Here is a 23,510-nt window from a genome sequence, read left to right as displayed (position 1 = left end):
CACCCTTTACAACTAAATGGAATAAAAAGTATCCTAAAGCAAAAAAGCGAGCCCAATTGTGATTGGGTTGTCGCTTTATTGTTTGGCTTATTAAGCCAACTTTGGTGGAGCCGACCGGACTCGAACCGGTGTCCAAACATCGTGACCATTAGCTTTCTACATGCTTATTTCTTTATTAATTGTAGGTGATGAACAGGAAAAGAACAAACCAATTCGCCACTTAGCTGGATAATCTTAAGCAATAAGCACAGCCTACTATTGCAGCATCTTCTTTTGTTTTGAGTCGGCGGCGGCACATGGAAAGAAGCGAACCTGTGCGGCGGCCCAAATGGTTACTTAATCACTGATTAAGCAGCCATGGCATACTGAGTATTGCCAATTAATGGTTGAATATTCAGATTAAAGTGCTAATTATCCAACGCACTGCATGCTTACACCAACCGTAACCTATGCTGTCAAAACCAAAACGGCCCCGTAAGTCTATTTAAATAATCTCCAGAAGTCTAACCCCAAAGCGTATGCCATTAATCCCATCAATAGGATCATTCCTGCCATTTGGGCATATTCCATGAATTTATCGCCAGGTTTTCTTCCAGAAACCATTTCATATAATGTAAATAAAGCATGACCTCCATCTAGAGCAGGAATTGGCAGAATGTTCATAAATGCCAAAACAATAGAGAAAATACCTGTTAAAGTCCAGAAACGTTCCCAATCCCAAACACCAGGAAATGTATTCCCAATGCTGATTACACTTCCCAAAGAATCACTTGCATTTACTTTACCGGTAAACAATTGCTTAAGCCCTGTTACATACCTGCTTAATGTTTCCCAACAACGAGTAAATCCAATTGGTATAGAAGCAATTAAGTCATATTGTATATGTTCAGTTCCTAAAATAGTTAATGGACTAACTTGAAAAAATCCAATAGCTCCTTTGTCATTCACCAAGGCTTTAATTTGAACAGTGTCTTTCCCGCGAATAGCAGTTAATTGAGCCACTGTATTAGCTGCCTCTTTTTTTAACTGATCAAAGTCATGATAATAAGTGAACGACTTGCCATTTAAAGCAATTAAAGTATCTCCTTTTTCTAATTTACCAGCATTAAATACAGCAGTATTGCTAATTGAATCAACAATTACTGGGTATTGCGGAACCAACATCCCACTAAACTTTTTTTGTTGAATAATATTCTGCATAAAACTAGCAGGAATAGATATTTCAACTGTTTGCCCTTCTCTAATAACTGTTAATACTTTGGCTTCAGTTAAAACCAATTCAGATTCAATTGATCCAAAATTTTCAATGGCTTTGCCGTCCATTGCAACAACATTATCTCCATCTTTTAATCCAATAGTCTTACCTAATGAATCTACATGAACGCCATATTTTAGATTTTTTACTGGCAACTGCTCATCGCCCCAGTACCAAGTAATTCCAATAAATATTACAATGGCTAAAAGTATATTAACTACTACTCCACCCACCATAATAATCAGTCTTTGCCAAGCTGGCTTAGACCTGAATTCCCAAGGTTCGGCAGGCTTTTTCATTTGCTCTTTATCCATGCTCTCATCTATCATCCCAGCTATTTTTACATAGCCTCCAAATGGTATCCAACCCAATCCATATTCTGTATCCCCTTTTTTCTTTTTAAATAAGCTAAACCAAGGATCAAAGAATAGATAAAATTTATCTACCCTGCAACCAAACCATTTTGCAGGTAAAAAATGTCCTAGTTCGTGTAATACAACCAATATGGAGAATGATAAAATAAACTGGCCAGCTTTTACTCCAACACTTGCCCAATCAATAGCTAATAACATCATATAAAACCCCTTCTTTTTTGCTCAATTAATGATTACATATGTAAAAGTGAAGCTGCAAAGTTACGGGCCTCTGCGTCGCTATCAAAATAGTCCTGTAAAGTTGGCTTTTCTATAAAAGCAATTTTATTCATGGTTTGTTCAACTACTTCATTAATATCTAAGAAACCAATTCTATTTTTCAGAAATGCAAAAACAGCCATTTCATTGGCAGCATTCATTACACAAGCCGTATTTCCGCCATCATATAAGGCTTTTATTGCTAGTGCAAGATTTCTAAAAGTTTTTACATCAGGCTCTTCAAATGTTAAAGTATTAGGTTTCTTAAAATCGTAACGAGGAAAATCATTGGGAATTCTCTGCGGAAATGCCAACGCATATTGAATTGGTAATTTCATATCGGGTAAGCCCATCTGTGCTTTAATACTTCCATCTTCAAACTGAACCATACTATGTATAATACTTTGAGGATGAATGACCACTTGAATTTGATGAGCATCTAAATTAAACAACCACTTTGCTTCAATCATTTCAAGTCCCTTATTCATAAGGGTTGCAGAGTCTATTGTAATTTTTGCTCCCATGCTCCAATTGGGATGTTGTAAAGCATGGTCTCTTTTTACATTAACTAAAAAGTTGGGTTTTTTTCCTAAGAAAGGCCCACCACTTGCAGTCAAAATAATTTTCTCTATTTTGTTTCTACCCTCACCTACCAAACATTGAAAAATAGCAGAATGCTCACTGTCTACAGGAATTACAGCAACTCGTTTTTCTGCAGCTTTTTGCATTACTAAATCACCTGCAACTACCAAAGTCTCTTTATTAGCCAATGCAATGGGTTTACCCAATTCAATTGCATTTAAGGTAGGCTTCAATCCTGCATAACCTACAATAGCAGCCAACATCATATCGTAACAGTCAATGGATGCAGCTTCAGCTAAAGCATCTTCACCGGCAAAAACCTTGATGTTGGTTTGAGCTAGTGCGGCTTTAACCGTTTGGTATTTTTTTTCATCCCCAATTACTACAATATTTGGATTAAAAAGCATTGCTTGTTTTATCAGCAGTTCATCATTACTTTGAGCAGTAAGAATTTCTGCACTAAACAATTCAGGATTGGCTTTTATAACATCCAGTGCTTGTGTTCCAATAGATCCTGTGGAACCGAATATGGCAATGCGTTTTTGACTCATAGGTATATTATCCTTTATAGTTGGGCATAGGTACACAATATATGCCAAAATTTTCCTTACTCATTCCCCGGATGAACAAATTGCACTAGTTGGTTGGCAATATTTCTATCATTACTTAATCGAGGAACTTTATTTTGCCCCCCGAGCTTCCCTATTGATTTCATATAATCAATAAATCCATTCTTTTGAATCAACCGAATTTTAAGTGGCAACAAAATATTACCCTTCATTAAGTCTTGATAGTAAACGTTTTTATTACTTAATGATTCATTCAGGTATTGAGCAAAAATATTCATGTTATTGGGCAACGACTCAAATTCAATAAACCATTCGTGGTAACTCTTGCCCTCACCTTGTTGAATCATTGGAGCTACAGTAAACTCAGTAACTTTTGCAGGATAAGCGTCTAAGGTCGCTTTTAAAGCTGCTTCTACCTCTTCGCCAATTACATGTTCTCCAAAAGCAGAAATAAAATGCTTGGTCCTACCAGTAACAATAATTCGGTATGGATTTAAACTGACGAATTTGATAGTGTCTCCTATATTATAGCCCCATAATCCAGCATTACTATTAATGATAAGTGCATAGTTTTCGCCAAGTTGAACATCTTTTAAACTAAGTCTGGTTGGGAATTCATTAAAGATTTCTCCGGCAGGTATAAACTCAAAATAAATGCCACTATTGGTATTCAACAACATTCCTTCTTGGTCTTGGCTATCTTGAAAAGCAAAAAAACCTTCACTAGCTGGGAACAATTCAATTGAATCAATCTTTTTTCCAATGCTTTCAAAAAGTCTGGCTTTATAGGGTTCAAAGTTGACACCTCCCTGAACCATGATACTAAAATGAGGAAATAAAGTTGAAATATTTTTACCCGTTTTTTCAATTAACCTATCAAAATACATTTGCATCCAAGGAGGAATACCACTTATTAAAGTCATGTCTTTATTAATGGTCTCAGCAACAATTTTATCAAGCTTAGTTTCCCAATCTTCTATGCAATTTGTTTCAAAACTGGGTAATTGATTAGATCTTAAATAGGCAGGAATATGGTGGTTAACTATTCCACTTAATCTACCAGTGGGAATATTACCGGTTCTTTCTAACACAGGGGAACCACTTAAAAAAATCATTTTTCCATTGGCAAAAGCCGTATTTCCGGTTTCAGCCATATAGCAAAAAAGCGCATTTCGGGCGGTTTGAATATGATTAGGAATTGATTCTTTGGTTATTGGTATATATTTTACCCCACTAGTAGTTCCACTGGTTTTGGCAAAATAAATGGGCTTCCCCTTCCAAAGTACATTGGCTTTCCCTTGCTTAATTTGCTCTATGTATGGTTTAATTAATTCATAATCTCTAATTGGCACCGCTTGTGTAAAGCCTGCATGGTCTGCAACCTGTTCCAAAGAATGGTCTTTCCCAAATTGAGTACCCGCACCATGCTTAATTAAAGACTTAAAGATGATTTCCTGGTGTTGAACAGCCTGCATCATCGATTTCCGAGTCTTATTATATATTACATTGGCAAAGGGTTTTGCCAGCAAAGATTTAAAGTTCATAGGCTAAAATTGATACCAGAATAACAAAAATAGGCTTATCAGTGTCGGTTTAGGCTGCTTTGACCCTAAATTTGCAATAATTTATTTCTAAATTCTTTGTGATATATCCCTTGAAAACCCTACCTTTGCCGTCCTAATTTTGGACAGCTATGTTAGCAATAGTAAAAATCGCAGGTCAACAATTTAAAGTACAAGAAGGTCAAAATTTGTACGTTCCCCACCTGCAGGGTAAAACCGGAGACAAAGTAGAGTTTAACGATGTACTGTTCGTAGACAACGGCGGTAACATTTCAACAGGAGCTGCTGTTAAAGCAACTGTGAAAGCGGAAATCGTTAGCGACCTGGTACAAGGCGAAAAAGTGATCGCCTTTAAAATGAAAAGAAGAAAGGGCTTTCGTAAGAAGCACGGACACAGAACTCATTATACCAGAATTAAAATCGAAAGCATCGCTTAGTAATTAACACTTTATCGGTGTATTCCGATAATTTAAAATCATACAATTATGGCACACAAAAAAGGGGAAGGTAGTGTTAAGAACGGTCGTGATTCTCAGAGCAAACGCTTAGGTGTAAAAATCTATGGTGGTCAGCCTGCATTATCTGGCAACATTATCATTCGTCAAAGAGGAACCCAATACCACCCTGGCAAGAACGTTGGAGTTGGTACCGACTTTACATTATTTGCATTAACTGATGGTGTAGTTGAATTCAAAAAAGGAAAATCAGATAGAACAACAGTATCTGTTTTACCTGCAGAAGCTACTGCATAAAAAATATTTTTTGTAGTTCCAAATAAGATTTTTATTTTTAATGTATTATTTACTAACCATTAAATCTAAAAAACATGGCAACTGCAAAAAAAGCCGCTCCTAAAAAAGCTGCAAAAAAAGCTGCACCAAAGAAAGCCGCTGCTCCTAAAAAAGCTGCTGCAAAAAAAGCTGCTCCTAAAAAAGCTGCTAAGAAAGCCGCTCCTAAGAAAGCTGCTAAGAAGAAGTAATTCTCTTCTTATTTCTCAAGCAGAAATAGATTTAAGGCCCGTTCCAATTTTGGAACGGGTTTTTTATTTGACTATACGCATCCAAGTTCATAATTTTCCAGCATGATAACCAATGATGAAATATCCAGTAATTTTTCTTTGTTAGCCAAACTAATGGATATTCATGGAGAAAACCCATTTAAGGCTAAATCCTATGCTGCTGCGGCTTTTAGCGTAGATAAAATTACCACACAGCTCTCAGAAATGCCTCATAATACTATTTTTAGTATAAAAGGAATTGGAGAAAGTGCAGGTAATAGAATTATTGAAATGCTGCAAACAGGTAAGCTTCAAATTTTAGAAGACATCATTCAAAATACCCCTCCTGGTATTTTAGAAATGCTCAAAATAAAAGGAATTGGTCCAAAAAAAATTGCAACTATTTGGAAGGAATTAGAAATAGAAACTTTAGGGGAATTGTTATACGCTTGCAATGAAAATAGATTAACATTATACAAGGGCTTTGGAGAAAAAACGCAACAAAATATTAAGGAGTCCATTGAATTTTACATGGGCACCATGGGTAGATATTTATACCAACAAGTTGAATCTTTTTCAAAAGAATTAGAAAAAATATTAACTGTTTCTTTACCATTTACTTTTCAATTAACTGGAGAAATGAGAAGACAAATGGAAATAATTGACTCCATAGATTGGGTAACAACAGCCAATTCGGAGAGCTTAAAAGCGTTTATGAATTCCATTTCATTCCAATTAAAAGAGAATGAGGCATCAAAAATTAGCTTTAAAAATGAGCACAATATTACCGTTCAATTTTGGCTAGCTAATCAAGATAATTTTCAATCAATACTATTTGAAACAAGTTGCAGCGAGCAATTTTTAAAAGAGTGGATCAAAACTACTCATTGGGATAGATCAAAGGTATATCCACTAGAGGATTCCATTTTTTCAACTTATGATTGTTGTCCAATACCGCCATGTCAAAGAGAATCGGCAACCATAATTCATAAAGCAAAGCAAAATGAACTACCTAGCTTAATTAATGTAGAAGATATTACTGGTATAATACACTCGCATAGTATATGGAGTGATGGTGGTAATAGTTTAGCAGAAATGGCCAAAGCTGCCATTGAAAAAGGAATGCAGTATTTAGTGATTAGTGACCACTCAAAATCTGCTTTTTATGCAAATGGTCTTAGTATAGAAAGAGTAGCTGCTCAGCACCAAGAAATTGCCAAGATTAACCAGCAATTTGCCCCTTTTAAGATTTTTAAAAGTATTGAAAGCGATATTTTAAACGATGGTAGCCTAGATTATCCTGATGAAATACTAGCCAGCTTCGACCTTATTATAGCTTCTATTCATTCTAATTTAAAGATGAATGAAGAAAAAGCCAATGCAAGATTGTTAAAAGCCATTGAAAACAAGTATACTAGCATCTTAGGTCATATGACTGGAAGACTTATACTAAGCAGGGCTGGGTACCCTATTAACCATGCTTTAATCATTGATGCATGTGCCGCTAACGACGTTGTTATAGAGCTAAACGCGCATCCAAGAAGATTAGATATAGACTGGAGGTGGATTGAAAAAGCCCTAGAAAAAAATGTACTTATTTCTATAAATCCAGATGCACATACTATTGATGGATTTGAGGACTGCAAATACGGCGTTTTGGTGGCCCAAAAAGCAGGACTAAGTAAAAAACAGAATCTTAGTAGCTTTAGTTTAACACAATTTGAAGCGTTTGTTAAACAACAACAAACTAAACGTTGCTAGACTACAATAGTAGTAGGAAGTTGAATGGTGAACTTTGTTCCAACCCCATCTGTTGATTGGTATTGAATAGATCCATTGGCTTGCTCCACTATTCCCTTACAGATTGCCAAACCTAAACCGGTTCCAGCAGATTTAGTTGTAAAATTAGGCCTAAACATATTCTCTTTCATTGCAGCAGGAATTCCCCCCGAATAATCGGTAATATGAATGACTATATACTCATTTAAGTTACTCAATTGAATATCAATTTGTGCCCTACCATTCCAATCCTTACCAGCTTCAACCCCATTTTGAATAAGATTCATGAATAATCGATTTATTTGAACCTTATCAGACTCAATGAATGGATTAGTAGATTCGTCTTTTACATTAATACTTACTAGTGAATCACCTGCATACAAATTTTGTAAGGATTGAATGGTATTGGTAACTGAAAATGTTTCCAATTTTACAATCCCAATATTGGCAAATTGAGAAAAGTCTCCAGCAATTTTTGCCAACTGATCAATTTGTTCAATTAATGTTTTAGCAAGATTAGCACTTAATATATTTACGTTAGGCGCACCCTGTTGAATGGCGTGTTGTAAATATTGAATGCTTAATTTCATTGGGGTGAGTGGGTTTTTTATCTCGTGAGCAACCTGTCTAGCCATTTCTCTCCAAGCACCTTCCCTTTCGGTTTTAGCTAGAGATGCTGCGCTTAATTCAAGTTTACGAACCATATTATTGTATTCATTTACCAAGACGCCAATTTCATCATCTCTATTCCAATCAATTTGCTGATTCTTAACACCGAGATTCATTTTCTTCATTGTAGCCCCAATAAGACTTAATGATGCGGTAATTTGATTGGTAATAAAAAACGCAATAGCTCCAGCCAATAAGAATATAAAGGCATTTAAATTGATTAAAGTAGCAAGAAATCCAGAAATTTCTTGGTTTAGATCAATTTGCGAATTGAGGTAAGGAATATTTAAATACCCATAGGTTTCACCTGTATCAGTCATTAAAGGAATATAAATGCTCAAATAACCAAAACTGCCAATGGTTTCAGATTGAATAAATCTTAATCGATTTTCACGATGCATCTCAATGTACGCAACAGGATCCATCTTTTTACTTAGGAGGTTCTTATTATAAATATATGGCTGAGTAGAAATAATTAGGTCTCCTTGTGCATTGTAATAGTTAATATCAACATTATGTAAATCAGAAATTTCGGCAATCACTTGTTCCAACTCATTTTTGACTCCTGAATTATTCGGCTCATCGTCTAAAGCTAAAATACTAACAACCTTTGCATTCAACTCATTTGCCATTACCTGAATTGACTTAGATAATCTTTCTTCATTCGAACGGTTATATCTATAAATAAAAAAAGATATAGTTGCAATCCCAATCACTAAAAAAGAGAAAACACTCACAAAAATAATAGTGGCTTGAATTTGCGTACGAATATTAAACCTCAACAATTTCTTTAATTCATCTAATTTAAACTTCGCTTTTATAATTAATTCTCCAATATGAAAAATGAATATGATTAACAAAAAAGAACAAAACAAATAAGCAAACAATGTAATTGCCTCTATAACCCAAGTACTTCTTTTGACAACTACAACTTGCCTATCGTTCCCAGCATTAAACCACAATTCCGAAAAATTTCCTTCCATTTTATAGACAAACTCAAATTGTGGTAAAGCTGAAGAACTTAGCTGTGTTGGAAAGTTATAGTTGTTAAAATGGTTGATTATTTTTCCTTTATTGTATATGGCATAAGCATAATTACTGTTTAAATCTGCAATTACATCTTGCGATTGATTAAACAATTCTGGATACAAAGCTTCGCTTTTATATCTTTTAGCATTCAGTATAATAAACAAGTACCCAATAGGCGTATTATTTCTTTCAACAGCAACTTGATAAATATAATTAAACCCTTCAAAATTATTCTCGTAAGTATATAAATTAGGTACATCAGTACTAGCAGACTGATTAAGCACAATGGTTTTTATAGATGAATAATTCAGCGAATCCTCATTAAATAATGGATGAAACAAGCTATCAAATGTGTAAATTCTAGTATCGTATTTATTGAGATATCCCGAAAAGTTTTGGTTAATTAAACTATCTTTTACAAACTTATTAGCATATTCACTTTCATGAAAGCGATCGAAATTTTCACTTAAAAAATTATTATTAAAATTAGTTGCAGCAATTTTCAATAAGTTTTCGCCAGACGGATCAGACTGAATAGCCAGCTTCTCAGCAATTCTTTTTCGTTGTTCAAATTCAACCAATCTATGTTGGTGAATAACAAGAGCAGCAATTGACATTGCAAAAAGCATTACCCAAAAAATAAAAAAAGAGGACTTAATAATTTGAATTCTCAAATCGGAACCTCTAATTCTAAGTAATAGCATAAATAAAAGCAACCAGCCTATAACAATAAAATGAAACCCAATTTGCGAAGCATTGTATTGAATTAGTATATTGATAAACCCACTCAATATTACCATTACAATTGGTAACCCCAAAGATTTTCTTGAGCCAAGATTAGGTACAATAATCAATTGAGATAAGTAAAAAAATCCTAATACTAAAAAACATAAAATTACGATACTGATGGTACTGTATATTGTTAAACTAAAGAAGTTGGTTACATCAAATGATATTTTGGCGTCTCTTATTAAGCTTTGAATAATACCTACTATAAAAAATGCAGAGGTCGTATATATAAAGATTCCAACTGCTTTTACTATACTTGAAGAATTACTATTTGTAAGATTTATATTAGTTGAATAATTGTTTTTTACAAAACGCATTACCCAATAAAATAGGACTGCATTTAAAAACAAATCCCCTAAAGAAGGATGCAAAAAATTTGAAGCATAAATAGAAGGATCAAAAAGCGAAAGTTTAGAATAGTCAAATGGGAATGGAAACAAATAAGAAATCACTCTTAGTATAAAAATTGAGAGAAGAAGAAAAAGAAACCCTTTTTTAAAACCATGTTGCTCAATCAAGTCGCTTGAAATAGCATGAATAAAAAGCAAAAACAAAAGTATCGCAGCTATCCGAAACAAAATGGTGATAATATCATACGACACAAACTGCTTCCCTTCTTTTAGTTCAATACTAAAAAGAAATATCCCATCTTTACTATAAATAGGCCTATGAGCCAAGTTATTGGTAATAGCGTATTGTTCATCTAAGCCAGGAAAATCAACAAAGTCTGCACTAAAATATTTGTTTTCAATAAAATAGGACCACTTAATGGGTAATACATTAACAATAAGAAAATCATTGTTTCTCAAATATATTGTTTTCTTTGAAAGTAAAAATTGACCATTCGATCTATTGAAGAATTGCAAAGTTGATTTTGTGTAAAGAAATGAGGGCGGAACAGTCATTTTATTGGTACTCCAATACAATTCAGACAACCTAGCATTAGAAAGAACTTTATAAACAAAAATACCAGATTTGCCACTTTCTAGTGCTAACTCCACCACATTACTAGATGAGTCAAAAATTAATCTTGATAATTTAGTAGTATCATTAGCGAACTGTATAAACTTTTGCTCTTCATCATGAATTCTACGCTCTAGATTTTGTTTAACCTTATCTGGACCAGAGTTATAACTGAAATAATTTGAAAAAATAAACGAGATAGTATACAACCATGCTGCAGTTATAATTAAATAACCATGCTTGAAAATTGCATTTTTAATACTAGTTAACAACTGATTAATTTTTTCTTTTTACCAAATTCCATATTTCATCCATTTGTACAAGACTTAAATCGGTCAATTTTAATCCTTTACTTAAGGCAATAGCTTCCATTGATTTAAAGCGTTTAATAAATTTCTGATTGGTCTTTTCTAAGGCTGCTTCAGGATCTATCTGCAAAAACCGTGCGTAATTAATCAAACTAAATAAAATATCTCCAAATTCGGCTTCAATTTCAGTTTGATTTTCATTTTTTTCAGCTTCTTTAAGCTCACCAATTTCTTCATCAACCTTTTTCCAAACGTCAGTTTTATTTTCCCACTCAAATCCTACTTGTTTTGCTTTTTCTTGTATTCTAGTAGCTTTTACAATAGCAGGAAGAGATTTAGGAACCCCCTCGAAAATTGATTTATTCATTTTACCTTCAGCAACCTTTATGGCCTGCCAATTACGTTTTACTTCAGCTTCATCTTTTACTTTAACATCTCCGTAAATATGAGGATGTCTTCTAATCAATTTTTCTGAAATACCATTGAGTACATCTTCAAGTGAAAACTGCATTTGTTCAGAACCAATTTTGGAATAAAATATTATATGCAGTATTAAATCTCCTAATTCTTCTTTAATACCTTGCCAATTTTGAGCATCTATTTCATCAACTAATTCATACAATTCTTCTATGGTCATAGACCTGAGCGTATGTATGGTTTGCTTTTGATCCCAAGGACATTGTTCCCTTAATTCATCCATAATCTTCACCAAACGCAAAAAAGCCGTAGCATTATTATTCATCATATTAAATTATCATAAATGAGAAAAGAATAAAGAACAAAAAGAGTAAAGAAAAAATAATTACATTAATCATAAGCAACAAAGAAAACTTCAAGATTGTTTTTGCTCTAGATTGATGATAGAATTTCCTCAAAGATTTATACCAATAAAATAATAGTAAACAAGCAGAAAATCCAGAAGAAATAAATCCTGTAAGATAATTATTCCCATTCCCTTTTCCATAGTCATATAAACCAATTGCAGCAAAAGCAATATTCAAACACATGACTAAAAATATAATAATAAAAAATGTGGAATACAAATGGAGTGTGTAAACAATATGATCAGAATAATAATACTGGCCCTTTCGAGCATACAACAAAAACAATATGAAAGCAAAGATGGGTAAGGATACAAATAGCATTTTAGGAAACTGGTGCGTAAACACATCAATTAACTTTGACCATAGTTCCTTTCCATCTGGGTATTTTTCTTTCAAGATCAAATTCTGCCTTGTTAACTTGGCAATAATAAATCCATCTTTCTCTTTTTTTGGAAGTAAAGTTTGAATAGAATCATATTCACGAATACCTGAATAGCTTTTATCAAAATTGACCAGTTCATTATAAGTAGTATCTTGTTTAGAAGAATCAGTTTTAACCGCAACTTTATTGCTATTGAATGAAAAGTAAAAAAGAAAAAAGAAGGCTGAAGTAAAAATATATAACCGGATTGGGTGAAGATAATCGGCCCTTCTACCCTTCAAATGCTCTTGCGACAAAAATCCTGGCTTAAGCAACAGCGACTTCATTGTGCTAAAGAACTTGCCATCAAAATGAAATAAATCGAATACAAAATGAGCCAGCATATGCCTAAATGGTTCTCTAGGCTCAATATTCTCTTGGCCACAGATATGACAAAATCTGCCGTTCACCACCGCATTACAATTCAAACAGATATTCTCGTTACGTTCCGAAAGGTTAGACAAAGCTTATTTTTTAACTAAAATACACAATTAGCTGCTTGTATGTATTACCCATTTTAGATTGTATTTTTGAATAAAGAAAATAAATGAAGTGGCCCTTACTTTTTTGTACCCTAATCATGGGAAATTCCCTTTTGGGGCAATTCTATTTAAATGATATTATGGGATTAAAGGTTTCGCAAGAAAAGTACCTATTAATGCGGAAGAACAAGATAAAAAAAATAACTGCGAATAGCACAGAAGCCGATGGGTCAAGTTCAAAAGGGTTTATATTAAACCAAGAATTACAAACCGATGGCAAAAAAATGGTTACCGAGATTGCTAATTTTTCAAGCCCACCTGAAAAAATTATTAATATTTATGAATTGAGTAAACTAAAAAGAACCATAGTAAACAGATCAAGTATAGAAACAAAAACAGATTATGGATACGATGAAAATGGGTTTTTAAATAAAATTATTTCAACAACAATTGACTCTGTACAAAAAATACCTATTTCAGAAACTCATTTTTGGTACTATCAACCAAATGGCATCCCCATCCGAATGATTAAACTAGGAGATGGAATGGATACAGTTAATGTAGAATTTGTAGCCGATAGCTCAGGACATATTATTGAAGAGTACTGGTTTAAAAAAGGTAAGAAAATTGAAACCTATTATTATTATTACACCAACAACCAGTTAACAGATGTAGTAAGGTTTAATATTAAAGCCAATCGCTTAATTCCCGACTTTGTATATGACTATAATCAACAGAATCAATTAATCAATATGTTACAGGTAAGTTTTAATGGGAGTGCAGTAATCCATTGGACTTATACCTATAACTTAAATGGACTTAGAGAAACGGAAACTGCAAGAGACAAAGAAAAAAATATCATTGCAAAAATCATATATAGTTTTGAAAAACAATAATTACACTACCACGCCAATAAAAACAGCCATTCTTTCATTTGGAATGTCTGGTAAAGTTTTTCATGCTCCTTTCATTCATCATAACGAAAAATTTGAATTAACAGGAATAGTTGAGCGAAGTAAAAATGAAGCAACTGTTATTTATCCTAACACTAAAATTTATAGGAGTATTGATTCTGTATTAGCCGATGAGTCAATAGAACTAATAGTTGTAAATACTCCTACATATACCCATTTTGAGTTTGCAAAGAAAGCATTGGAGAAAGGGAAGCATATTATTGTAGAAAAAGCGTTTACAACAACAGCCGAAGAGGCAAAAATATTGACTGATTTAGCTAATGAAAAAGAATTGGTACTTTCTGTTTATCAAAACAGAAGATGGGACAGTGACTTTAGTACTGTAAAACAAATTGTAGACAATCAACAAATTGGAACTGTTATATCAGCAGAATTTCATTTTGATCGATTTAAAGAGGCCATTAGCCCAAAAACACATAAAGAGAGCCCTAATGCAGGAGCTGGCCTATTACTAGATTTAGGCCCACACTTAATTGATCAAGCGGTTTATCTTTTTGGAATGCCACAAGCTGTAATGGCCGATATAAGAACTGTTAGGCCCAATTCATTGGTAGACGATGACTTCACCCTCATCTTATATTACACTCAATTGCGTGTTACGCTGAAGAGCAGTTTACTGGTAAGAGAACCGCTGCCTGCTTACATAATACATGGAAACAAAGGCTCATTTATAAAAACAAGAGCAGATATTCAAGAAGCTGCCCTTATTCGTAATGCAATTCCCTACACCGAAAATTGGGGGCAAGAACCAGATTCCGAAATGGGTTATTTGCACACCCAATTGAATGGAGAAATAATTAAAGAGAATATACCAACATTGAAAGGTAACTATGGGGCATTTTACGATGGATTATATAACACGATTATCAATAATGCGCCCTGCTTAGTAGGCGGTCAAGATGGATTGAATGTTATGAAATTGATTGAAGCTGCAAAAGAAAGTCATGTAACAGGAAAAATCATCCAAATTAACCCTTAATCATTCTCTATTATTTTTGACTTATCCCAGGCATTATCTGGTTTGTGCTCCATGAACCTTCGATCTTCTGCAATAATTCTTTCTTGTTGTTCTATCTCTTCTTTTACGCTCTTTACATAACTATCCGAATCGTGACGATGCTTAGATAATTTATAAAGTGCAGCATGATCGTACATGATAAAATCATTCGCTTTTCTAAGGGAGGTATATTTTCTAAATCCTAATTCACTTAGAATGTCTACACCCATATAAACAGAAGCATGAATGGATTCTCTATAAATTTTTTCAACCCCATTATCAATTAGTTCATAAGCATCTATCCTATTTTTGGCTCTAAAGAAAAGTTTAAGCTGAGGATAATGCTTTGCTATAAGTTCAGACAACTGTATATTTTTCTCAGGTATGTCTAACGCAGAAACTAAAATTTTGGCCTTAGATATACCCGCAGCCTCTAAAATATCCATTCTGGTAACGTCTCCATAAAACACTTTAAACCCCATTTTTCGCAACAACAACACTTGATCGCTATTGTTATCTAAAATGGTCGCTTCTACGCCATTTGCCCTCAAAAATCTACCCAACGTACTTCCAAAATGTCCAAATCCTGCTATAATAATTTCATTGTGCTCTTTAGGATCAACTTTATATTGATGATCAGATTTCTTTTGAATAAAAATTTTACCTGATAAAAATTTTTCATCTAAAAAAAGAAATACAGGCGACATGATCATACTCACTGTAATTACTGCCATGTAATAATCAAATAAAGAATCATTAATCATTCCTAATGCGCCAATGGATCCTAAAAGGATAAACGCAAACTCTCCCACTTGTGAAAGCAAGAGGGTAAATAAAATTTTTTGCTGTAAAACTAATTTGAATATAACCGCAACAATATATAATACAATTGATTTAATCAACATAAATAGCAACACCCCAAGCAATATCTTAATGGGTTGTTGAACAATTAAACCGAAATTAATGGTAGATCCAACGGCGGTAAAAAACAACCCTAATAAAATCCCTTTAAAGGGCTCTAAATTGCTTTCTAATTCGTGCCTGAATGCACTATTAGCCATTAATACGCCTGCTAGAAAAGCACCTAAGGCAGCACTAATACCAGCCAAATCCATCAGCCAAGAAACAGCAATTACTAAAAAGAGCGCAGATGCTGTGAACAATTCGCGCATATGTGCTTTGGCAATCCAATGTAATAAAGGACTAAAAACAAATTTCCCTAGAAAAATAATAGTGGCAACTGCAGCAATAATGGTGAAGGTTGGATACTGATCAATCACTCCTAAAAACCCCACCCGAATATTTTTTACTTCTTTATTAGAAGTGGCAGCTAATAAAGGAATAATCGCTAAAATAGGAATCACTGCAATATCCTGAAACAACAATACAGCAAAGGAAGATTTTCCTGCATGGGTTTTGTCTAGATTTTTTTCTTTTAATGTTTGTAAAACAATAGCAGTAGAAGACATGGCAAATGTTAATGATAATGCAATTGCCGTATTTAATTCAACGTCTTGAATAAAATAAAACAACCCAAAAAATAAAATACCTGTCAAAAGCATCTGCAATCCACCCATCCCAATGATTCTTCTTCGCAGCTTCCAAAATGACTGAGGGTTCAATTCAAGTCCAATTAAAAAAAGCATCATCACAACACCAAATTCAGCTGCGTGCATGATATCCTCACCTTCTGTACCAATAAAGCCAAATGCAAATGGACCAATAACAATCCCAGCAATGATATATCCCAATACACTTCCAATACCCAGTTTTTTTGCAATGGGTACAAAAAGCAAAGCAGCACCTAAAAATATCATTGCATTTTGTAAAACTGATGCTCCCATTGATCTTCGTTTAATTGATTAAAATTTTCTACTAACCTTAATTTGCTTACATCAATATTATCCTTCATTAAAAAATGGGCAATTTGCTCATACCGAATCATATAATTTTCGATTTCAGCAGAACTCAATTTATTTGCTCCTGGAACAATAAAAGGAGGTAAATACTCCATTAAACATAAATGAGCCGTTTGATCAAATGAATTTAAAAACTCCCGATGCGTAAATCGGTTCCTTCCCTCATTATGGTATACGTTAAAATTGCCTCCTGAAGAAATCACATTCATAGCCCATTTACCCGTTAACATTTTTCCGTTTGATCCATAAGCCCAACCATATTCTAACACCAGATCTAACCATTGTTTCATTAAAGGAGGACAATTGTACCAATAAAAAGGATGATGCCAAATGATAATATCATGAGCTAGTAATAGTTCTTGCTCTTCAATAATATTGATATTAAAATCTGGATATAATTCATACATATCTCTAAAAGTGACCCCTGAAAGCTGCTTCACCCCCTCCACTAATTTCACATTCACCTTACTGTCTTCAAAACGAGGATGAAAAAACAAGATCAATATTTTTTTATTCGACATAATTACAAATAAGGTATAACTACAATTTAGGTCTATTTGTGGGATTATTGAGTTGCAAAAAAGCAAAAATTGGTCCTATTGCTAAAACCAACCATACGAACTCAATATGGATGAACTGAATTAATTGCCCAATTAACTGAATACTTAAAATAGTAATAAAGAAACCAAAACTATTGACTATTGTTAAAATACTACCACGCAAATGAGCTGGCGCATTTGATGCAACCATACTCGAAAACATAGGAGAATCAGCCACAACAAAAAAGCCCCAATTCATTAAATAGACAATAAAAACATCATTGGATGCAAAGGAAAAAAACAGTGGAAAAGCTAAACAGCAAATGGCAGAAACAGCTACCGACACTTTTGCCATTTTATTTGCTCCAAAACGAACAGAGAGCAATCCACTGATTGCACAAGCCAATGAACCAATACCAATTATTATGAATGATAAAAGGGGAATATTAAAAATATCATCCTTTAATTTTAAGGTAAGCATCAATGGTACAAAAGTCCAAAAGGCATACAATTCCCACATATGACCAAAGTAACCAAATGCAGCTCTTCGTAATAAAGGCAATTGAACAACTTCTTTTAATACTTTCAAATTAATTTTCCCTAATTGCCTTCTATATGGGCCGTCTTTTACAAAACCAAATATCAACAACCCGCCAAATACACTTAATAAAGAAGTAGCATAAAAAATATATTCCCAAGCATAACTGAAAGAAAGGAATTTAATTAAGTGAGGAAACGCTGTTCCCAATACCAATGCCCCAACTAAAAAACCCAGCGATTTACCCAAGCCCTCTTCAAAATAATCAGCGGCTATCTTCATTCCAACTGGATAAATTCCTGCTAAAAAAAATCCAGTTAAAAATCTACAAATCAATATACTATTACCATTTACCCAATTAAACGTAATACAACCATTAAACAAGGCCGATAATAGTGCTGAAAAAAGAAATACCAATGAAGGCGAAAACCTATCAGCAAAAGCTAGTACCGCAAAAACGAGTGTTCCTATGATGAACCCAAACTGAACAGCACTCGTTAAATAAACCAAAAATAATCCATCAAGGTTTTTAGCAAAAGCCATATCAGTCATCACCGCATTGCCTGCAAACCAAACCGAAGTGCAAAAGAACTGTGCAAGTATAATGATGAATAAAATTCGATTCATAAGGCAAAATATTCAAATAATTCAGTTGGTGTGCAAAAACACTAGTATAGAGCAAAACTTTTTTATAACTTGTTACAAATATTCAACTATGCACAAACAATTGAGGGTCTTTTTTTGCCTACTTATTCTAGGCTTTTCTGCTCAAGCACAAAAAAAACAGCTTAGCCCAGAAGATTATGGCAAGTGGCAAAGCCTTGGACAAACTGAACTATCCCCCAATGGCGCTTGGATAGCATACCAAATAATTGTGCAGGAAGACAATGACAGTTTATATGTGGTTAATAGAGCTTCGAATAAAACTTACAAATTGGCATTTGCCAGTACCCCTGAATTTTCTAAAGACAATCAATGGCTAGCATATAGAATTGGATTGCCATTTAAAGAAGCAGAAAAATTAAGAGACCAGAGTAAACCTTTGGAATATAAAATGGGATTATTAAACCTTTCCTCAGGCAAAATCGAAACCATTTCGAATATCAGTAGATTCGGCTTTTCTAAAAACGGAAAAATGTTGGCAGCATATTTAACGCCACCAAAAGAAAATAAAGACAAAGGAAGCGTTCTTTTATTGAAAAATTTGACGGATGGTAGTACAAGAACAATTGGGAATGTAACTGAATACGCATTTAATAAAAAAAGTGATTACTTAACCTATATAGTAGAATCGGCCAATACTGCAGGCAACTCAGTAGAACTATTCAATTTAAATACTTATACATTAAAAGTAATTGCCAGTGACACTTTAAAATTTTCTAAATTAAGTTGGTCTAAGGAAGGCGATGGCTTCTCTTTTTTCAAAACATTTAAAAAAGAAGATTTTGAAGAAGAAAATGCACAAGTTTATAGCTGTACCAATTTGAGTAACCCTACTACAATCGTATTCAATCCAACTACAATGAGTGGATTCCCAGCTGGAATGCGCATTCACAATGGATCAACGCTCCGTATGAGTGATGATCTTTCAGCAGTATTCTTTGGTATTAAAGCATGGACAGCCAAACCTAAAAAAGAAGTCAAGAAATTAGCAGATAGTTCAAAAACAAAAGTTGATAGCTTAAAATTAGTTACTTCCAAAATGTCGTTAAAATCAGATAATAAATTAGCTGATGTATGGCATTGGAAAGATGCAGAAATTCAACCTCGTCAAAAAGTAACTTATATACAAGATAAAAATGCCAGTTATTTGTCGGTATGGAACATTGAAAATAGTAGTTTTTATCAATTAGCAAATGAAGCCTTTCCTAATGCCACACTAAATGGCAATCAAAAAATGGCAGTAATTTCAACAGACAAAAAGTATAAACCAGCTTTTAAAGAAGACTATGCCGATTACAGTATAGTAAATACCCAAACAGGGATAAGTAAATTATTGTATACTCGATTACAAGCAGGATATTATTCAGCACCGCAATCATCTCCAGATGGGAAGTACCTAATGTATTTTAAAGATAAAAATTGGTTTATCTATAATATTGCTACTGATCAAAACATCAATATCACAGGAACAATTAAAAGTAATTTTTGGAATACCAGAGACGATCATCCTGCAACAAAACCTCCATTTGGTATGGGAGGCTGGATAAAGGGCGATAAAGAAGTGCTTTTGTATGATGAATACAATATTTGGGCAGTAAGTCCTGAAGGATCATCTGCACGTAAAATTGCAGAAGGTGACAAAGAAGAAATTGCATTCCGTGTTTCAAGAGTAGAGTTTGAGGAGACTTATTTGGATGATTCAAAGCCAATTTATTTTTCTGCTTATGGTGATAAAACAAAAAAGTTTGGATATTACCAATATGAAAACGGTAAAACCACTAAACTCATATTTGAAGACTTACAAGTAAATCGCTTAGTAAAAGCAATAGATGCCAATGTGTTTAGTTATATAAAACAAGATTATGACCTCTCTCCAGAGTTGTACATTTCTGAAAATTTTACCAAAGAGCAAAAAGCAGCTACTACTAATCCACAACAACAAAACTATTATTGGGGCAAGAGTAAATTGGTTTCTTTCACCAATAAATTGGGTAAAAAAATGCAAGGGGCTTTGTATTATCCTGCAAACTACGAACCTGGCAAGCAATATCCAATGATTGTATACATGTATGAAATTCTATCTAATAATGTGCACAATTATGTAGCCCCAAGTATTAGAAGAGCATATAACACAACCAACTATACCACCAATGGCTATTTTGTTTTTCAGCCAGATATCGTTTATGAAACCAATGACCCTGGAATGAGTGCAGTAAATTGTATTGTACCTGGAGTTAAAGAAGTCATGAAATCAGGCATGATTGATGCGAGCAAAGTAGGGATTATGGGCCATAGCTGGGGAGCTTACCAAACTTCTTTCTTAATTACTCAAACAGATATTTTTAAAGCAGCCATTGCTGGTGCCCCATTAACCGATTTAATAAGTATGTCACTCTCTATATACTGGAATAGTGGCACACCAGATCAGAAAATTTTTGAAACCAGTCAAGGCCGATTCGATGGACCTTGGTATGAAAGAACTGAAGCCCATATTCGCAACTCTCCAATGTTTAACGCCAGTAAAATAAAAGCACCATTGTTGGTCACATTTGGAGATAAAGATGGTGCTGTTGATTGGCATCAAGGAATAGAGATGTATGGCACAATGCGTAGAATGGAGAAACCATTTGTAATGTTGGTATACGCCGATGAGAACCACAATTTCACTAAAAAAGAAAATCAAATTGATTATCAAAAAAGACAGAGAGAGTGGTTTGATCATTATCTATTGGGCAAGCCTGCAGAAAAGTGGATTACAGATGGGGTGAGTTATGTAGAACGAATGAAGGAAAAGGAAAAAGAAAAGGAAGCACCAAAAAATTAACTGATATATACATTCTTTGGAAACTACACTTTATTTGACTCCTTTAAAAAAGGCTTTTAAAAACGCTGCAAACAAGCAGAATGCTATTGGCATGAAAGCTTATATGCTGAACCAATTTGAGTTTTATGGAATAAAAACGCCCGAGCGAGACGCCATAGTCAAATTGTTTTTAAAAACAAATCGGCTTCATGATTATTCAGCTTTAAATAAGGTAGTGCAATGGATGTGGCAGCAAAAAGAAAGAGAATGGCAATATGCCGCTATAGATGTTTTTAATTCACACCAGCTTTTATGGAAAACAAGTGCATCACAATTGATTCAATTTTGTTTAACCCATAAAAGTTGGTGGGATACGGTAGATGGCATTGGGAGTGATTGGCTACCTAAATACTTTTCGTTATTTCCAAATAAACAAATTCCAATCACACAAAGATGGAATCAGTCGAATAATATTTGGCTTCAAAGAAGCAGCATATTGTTTCAACGATCTTATAAAAAAAATACCCATACCCAATTGCTTGCTGAATACATTCTGCAACACCAATCATCCAAGCAATTTTTTATCCAAAAAGCAATTGGTTGGGCATTAAGAGAGTATGGAAAAACAAATCCGGAATGGGTCTTAAATTTTATTGCAGAAAACAAAATAGCTCCTCTTAGTAAAAGAGAAGCTATTAAACACCTCAACAATTAATAATAATAATCAAATTGAATTCTATCATTTAAAACCAAATTGGTATTACCATTATTTGAAGGAATATATGTAAGTGTTGTTCCCACAACACTATATGCAGTGTTACTAATTCTTATTCCATTAATGAACATTTTGACCTTACTATTAGAAGATTTGGTTTGAGTTAAAGTAAAACTTGTTTGATTTGCAGTTGCAGCAAATTCATCAGCAACTTCTCTAATTAATGTAGGTGCTACAAATGAAATAGTTCCTGAACCATTTGTTGTTAATAAATCACCATTATTTCCATCAACTTTGGGATAAGTAACTGCTCCCGCAGTAATGGTTCCACTTGTTTTAACATTTGTGATACTAGTATTCCCTAATTGTACAGTATTAGTTCCATTCCCTATTGCATTGTGTCCAATAACTATTTGATTATTCTGCTCTACTCCATTTACACGAATATTAGCTCCAATTAGTACTGAATTTGATGTTGAAGTATTAAAGGTTGCTCCATCAGCAATATACCTGCCAGCGAAAGCCCCCAGAATAGTGTTTTCACCCCCTGTAGTATTACGATCTAATGTTCCCACTCCTATTGCAGTATTATTATTCCCTGTTGTATTACTTTCCAAAGCTTGTACACCTAGCGCAACATTGTATCTTCCAGTTGTATTACCGTACAATGAAGTATAACCTAAAGCTGTATTCACATCACCGGTTGTATTACTTACCATTGATTGATGACCAATTGCAACATTATAATTTCCAGTAGTTCCTGAATTCAAAGAATAACTTCCAATCGCAACATTTCCTATAGCAGAAACATTACTCAGCATAGCATTATAACCAACAGAAATATTATCTGACCCAGTAGTATTTGACAATAAAGCATGGGAACCCAATGCCACATTGTTATTGCCGCTCAGATTACTTCTCATAGAATTAAAACCTACAACAGTATTATTATTAGCACTTGTTACCGATTTAAATGCTTCTAAACCAAGTACAGTATTTTGTGAAGCATTATTTAGAGTACCTGTCTGTTTATGGCCAACAATAATGCTATTAGAAAAATTTTCACCCCCAGACTTTACATCTGTTAATTTATCTAAACTTCCAACAGAACCTATTGTAGCATAACCTACCAATAATCCCGCAACATTCGCCTTGGTGCTAATAGCTGAAGTATCCACTTTCCAATCTGCTATATCCGTTGAACCATTAAAGCCCGTTCCTATTAAACCATATGAAGTACTCAAACTCTTTAAGTTATCGCCCAGTAATACCCCACTTATCGTACTCTTCGCTAAATCACTGTTCTCAATCTTCGTTGTCGTTCTGCGATAGTTCAATACCAAATTAGCAGTGTCACTAATGTTTAATTTACCTGCTGCAGATCCTGTAGTTGCATATCCTGTCAATAATCCAGCAACATTCGCCTTGGTGCTAATAGCTGAAGTATCCACTTTCCAATCTGCTATATCCGTTGAACCATTAAAGCCCGTTCCTGTTAAAC

The 23,510-nt window shown here is 33.9% G+C and carries 18 protein-coding genes and 1 other RNA gene; 8 read left to right on the top strand and 11 right to left on the bottom strand.

Features of this window, described 5'->3' with window-relative positions; translation table 11 throughout:
* Nucleotides 1-102 precede the first annotated feature (102 nt).
* The 4 genes from ssrA to Q8S25_RS09650 form a co-directional block, all read right to left on the bottom strand.
* Nucleotides 103-474, bottom strand: a transfer-messenger RNA (tmRNA) gene (gene ssrA / locus Q8S25_RS09665).
* 6 nt (nucleotides 475-480) lie between these two features.
* A complete protein-coding gene (gene rseP, locus Q8S25_RS09660) occupies nucleotides 481-1,830 on the bottom strand; it encodes an RIP metalloprotease RseP (protein WP_305537179.1) in 1,350 nt (449 codons plus the stop codon).
* A 32-nt stretch (nucleotides 1,831-1,862) separates the two neighbouring features.
* The gene (locus Q8S25_RS09655; protein WP_305537177.1) at nucleotides 1,863-3,020 is read right to left on the bottom strand and encodes a 1-deoxy-D-xylulose-5-phosphate reductoisomerase; all 1,158 of its coding nucleotides are present in this window, start codon (nucleotides 3,018-3,020) and stop codon (nucleotides 1,863-1,865) included.
* A gap of 56 nt (nucleotides 3,021-3,076) precedes the next feature.
* Nucleotides 3,077-4,582 carry a GH3 auxin-responsive promoter family protein gene (locus Q8S25_RS09650; protein ID WP_305537175.1) on the bottom strand — a complete coding sequence of 502 codons (1,506 nt, stop codon included), beginning with the start codon at nucleotides 4,580-4,582 and terminating at the stop codon, nucleotides 3,077-3,079.
* A 149-nt stretch (nucleotides 4,583-4,731) separates the two neighbouring features.
* On the opposite strand from Q8S25_RS09650, the gene rplU reads away from it, so the two are divergent.
* The 4 genes from rplU (at nucleotide 4,732) to Q8S25_RS09630 (ending at nucleotide 7,358) form a co-directional block, all read left to right on the top strand.
* Nucleotides 4,732-5,037, top strand: coding sequence for a 50S ribosomal protein L21 (rplU, locus tag Q8S25_RS09645; RefSeq protein ID WP_295189465.1), 306 nt, complete (start codon nucleotides 4,732-4,734; stop codon nucleotides 5,035-5,037).
* Between the two features lie 48 nt (nucleotides 5,038-5,085).
* On the top strand, nucleotides 5,086-5,352 hold the full coding sequence (gene rpmA, locus Q8S25_RS09640; RefSeq protein ID WP_295189468.1) for a 50S ribosomal protein L27: 267 nt from the start codon (nucleotides 5,086-5,088) through the stop codon (nucleotides 5,350-5,352).
* A gap of 74 nt (nucleotides 5,353-5,426) precedes the next feature.
* Nucleotides 5,427-5,579, top strand: coding sequence for a hypothetical protein (locus Q8S25_RS09635; RefSeq protein ID WP_305537172.1), 153 nt, complete (start codon nucleotides 5,427-5,429; stop codon nucleotides 5,577-5,579).
* A 102-nt stretch (nucleotides 5,580-5,681) separates the two neighbouring features.
* The gene (locus tag Q8S25_RS09630; protein WP_305537170.1) at nucleotides 5,682-7,358 is read left to right on the top strand and encodes a DNA polymerase/3'-5' exonuclease PolX; all 1,677 of its coding nucleotides are present in this window, start codon (nucleotides 5,682-5,684) and stop codon (nucleotides 7,356-7,358) included.
* Here the strand turns inward: Q8S25_RS09630 and Q8S25_RS09625 are convergent.
* Genes Q8S25_RS09625 through Q8S25_RS09615 form a run of 3 tightly spaced genes read right to left on the bottom strand, consistent with a single transcriptional unit; the run spans nucleotide 7,355 to nucleotide 12,843 of the window.
* Nucleotides 7,355-11,098 (bottom strand): HAMP domain-containing sensor histidine kinase, encoded by a 3,744-nt coding sequence (locus tag Q8S25_RS09625; protein WP_305537168.1) that lies wholly within the window; start codon nucleotides 11,096-11,098, stop codon nucleotides 7,355-7,357. The genes Q8S25_RS09630 and Q8S25_RS09625 overlap by 4 nt on opposite strands.
* Nucleotides 11,099-11,102: 4 nt before the next feature.
* Nucleotides 11,103-11,876, bottom strand: a complete 774-nt coding sequence (mazG, locus tag Q8S25_RS09620) for a nucleoside triphosphate pyrophosphohydrolase (RefSeq protein WP_305537166.1) — start codon at nucleotides 11,874-11,876, stop codon at nucleotides 11,103-11,105.
* Between the two features lie 4 nt (nucleotides 11,877-11,880).
* A complete protein-coding gene (locus tag Q8S25_RS09615; protein ID WP_305537164.1) occupies nucleotides 11,881-12,843 on the bottom strand; it encodes a DUF3667 domain-containing protein in 963 nt (320 codons plus the stop codon).
* A 194-nt stretch (nucleotides 12,844-13,037) separates the two neighbouring features.
* Between Q8S25_RS09615 and Q8S25_RS09610 the strand changes: the two genes are divergently transcribed.
* Both Q8S25_RS09610 and Q8S25_RS09605 read left to right on the top strand, forming a co-directional pair.
* The gene (locus Q8S25_RS09610) at nucleotides 13,038-13,757 is read left to right on the top strand and encodes a hypothetical protein (protein WP_305537162.1); all 720 of its coding nucleotides are present in this window, start codon (nucleotides 13,038-13,040) and stop codon (nucleotides 13,755-13,757) included.
* Nucleotides 13,744-14,814: a Gfo/Idh/MocA family oxidoreductase gene (locus Q8S25_RS09605; RefSeq protein ID WP_305537160.1), complete on the top strand. Its 1,071-nt coding sequence runs from the start codon at nucleotides 13,744-13,746 to the stop codon at nucleotides 14,812-14,814. The genes Q8S25_RS09610 and Q8S25_RS09605 overlap by 14 nt, the downstream gene beginning before the upstream one ends.
* Here Q8S25_RS09605 and Q8S25_RS09600 read toward each other — a convergent pair.
* From Q8S25_RS09600 to Q8S25_RS09590, 3 genes are read right to left on the bottom strand one after another with little or no spacing between them, the layout of a single operon-like run.
* The gene (locus Q8S25_RS09600; protein WP_305537158.1) at nucleotides 14,811-16,676 is read right to left on the bottom strand and encodes a monovalent cation:proton antiporter-2 (CPA2) family protein; all 1,866 of its coding nucleotides are present in this window, start codon (nucleotides 16,674-16,676) and stop codon (nucleotides 14,811-14,813) included. The two genes, Q8S25_RS09605 and Q8S25_RS09600, sit on opposite strands and share 4 nt — an antisense overlap.
* Nucleotides 16,646-17,272, bottom strand: coding sequence for an NAD(P)H-dependent oxidoreductase (locus tag Q8S25_RS09595; protein WP_305537156.1), 627 nt, complete (start codon nucleotides 17,270-17,272; stop codon nucleotides 16,646-16,648). Before Q8S25_RS09595 ends, Q8S25_RS09600 begins: the two co-directional genes overlap by 31 nt.
* A 19-nt stretch (nucleotides 17,273-17,291) precedes the next feature.
* Nucleotides 17,292-18,455: a nitrate/nitrite transporter gene (locus tag Q8S25_RS09590; protein WP_305537154.1), complete on the bottom strand. Its 1,164-nt coding sequence runs from the start codon at nucleotides 18,453-18,455 to the stop codon at nucleotides 17,292-17,294.
* Between the two features lie 88 nt (nucleotides 18,456-18,543).
* On the opposite strand from Q8S25_RS09590, the gene Q8S25_RS09585 reads away from it, so the two are divergent.
* Together Q8S25_RS09585 and Q8S25_RS09580 are read left to right on the top strand one after the other, a co-directional pair.
* Nucleotides 18,544-21,315 (top strand): S9 family peptidase, encoded by a 2,772-nt coding sequence (locus Q8S25_RS09585; protein WP_305537152.1) that lies wholly within the window; start codon nucleotides 18,544-18,546, stop codon nucleotides 21,313-21,315.
* 16 nt (nucleotides 21,316-21,331) lie between these two features.
* Entirely contained in the window at nucleotides 21,332-22,009 is a 678-nt protein-coding gene (locus Q8S25_RS09580) for a DNA alkylation repair protein (RefSeq protein ID WP_305537150.1), read from the top strand.
* Here Q8S25_RS09580 and Q8S25_RS09575 read toward each other — a convergent pair.
* Nucleotides 22,006-23,510, bottom strand: a 1,505-nt coding sequence (locus Q8S25_RS09575) for a hypothetical protein (RefSeq protein WP_305537148.1), incomplete at its 5' end; no start/stop codon positions are given. The two genes, Q8S25_RS09580 and Q8S25_RS09575, sit on opposite strands and share 4 nt — an antisense overlap.

Source organism: Sediminibacterium sp. (assembly GCF_030695065.1).
Lineage (GTDB): Bacteria > Bacteroidota > Bacteroidia > Chitinophagales > Chitinophagaceae > Sediminibacterium.
The sequence above is the reverse complement of the archived record's forward strand: the minus strand, read 5'-3'. Positions and strand labels throughout refer to the sequence as shown.

Excerpts from the sequence above, each read along its gene's own strand:
- Q8S25_RS09595 (WP_305537156.1), bottom strand. The coding sequence starts at position 17,272 with ATGTCGAATAAAAAAATATTGATCTTGTTTTTTCATCCTCGTTTTGAA.
- Q8S25_RS09650 (WP_305537175.1), bottom strand. The coding sequence starts at position 4,582 with ATGAACTTTAAATCTTTGCTGGCAAAACCCTTTGCCAATGTAATATAT.
- rplU (WP_295189465.1), top strand. The coding sequence starts at position 4,732 with ATGTTAGCAATAGTAAAAATCGCAGGTCAACAATTTAAAGTACAAGAA.
- Q8S25_RS09600 (WP_305537158.1), bottom strand. The coding sequence starts at position 16,676 with ATGGGAGCATCAGTTTTACAAAATGCAATGATATTTTTAGGTGCTGCT.
- Q8S25_RS09590 (WP_305537154.1), bottom strand. The coding sequence starts at position 18,455 with ATGAATCGAATTTTATTCATCATTATACTTGCACAGTTCTTTTGCACT.
- Q8S25_RS09655 (WP_305537177.1), bottom strand. The coding sequence starts at position 3,020 with ATGAGTCAAAAACGCATTGCCATATTCGGTTCCACAGGATCTATTGGA.
- rseP (WP_305537179.1), bottom strand. The coding sequence starts at position 1,830 with ATGATGTTATTAGCTATTGATTGGGCAAGTGTTGGAGTAAAAGCTGGC.
- Q8S25_RS09630 (WP_305537170.1), top strand. The coding sequence starts at position 5,682 with ATGATAACCAATGATGAAATATCCAGTAATTTTTCTTTGTTAGCCAAA.
- Q8S25_RS09585 (WP_305537152.1), top strand. The coding sequence starts at position 18,544 with ATGCACAAACAATTGAGGGTCTTTTTTTGCCTACTTATTCTAGGCTTT.
- mazG (WP_305537166.1), bottom strand. The coding sequence starts at position 11,876 with ATGAATAATAATGCTACGGCTTTTTTGCGTTTGGTGAAGATTATGGAT.
- rpmA (WP_295189468.1), top strand. The coding sequence starts at position 5,086 with ATGGCACACAAAAAAGGGGAAGGTAGTGTTAAGAACGGTCGTGATTCT.
- Q8S25_RS09610 (WP_305537162.1), top strand. The coding sequence starts at position 13,038 with ATGCGGAAGAACAAGATAAAAAAAATAACTGCGAATAGCACAGAAGCC.
- Q8S25_RS09635 (WP_305537172.1), top strand. The coding sequence starts at position 5,427 with ATGGCAACTGCAAAAAAAGCCGCTCCTAAAAAAGCTGCAAAAAAAGCT.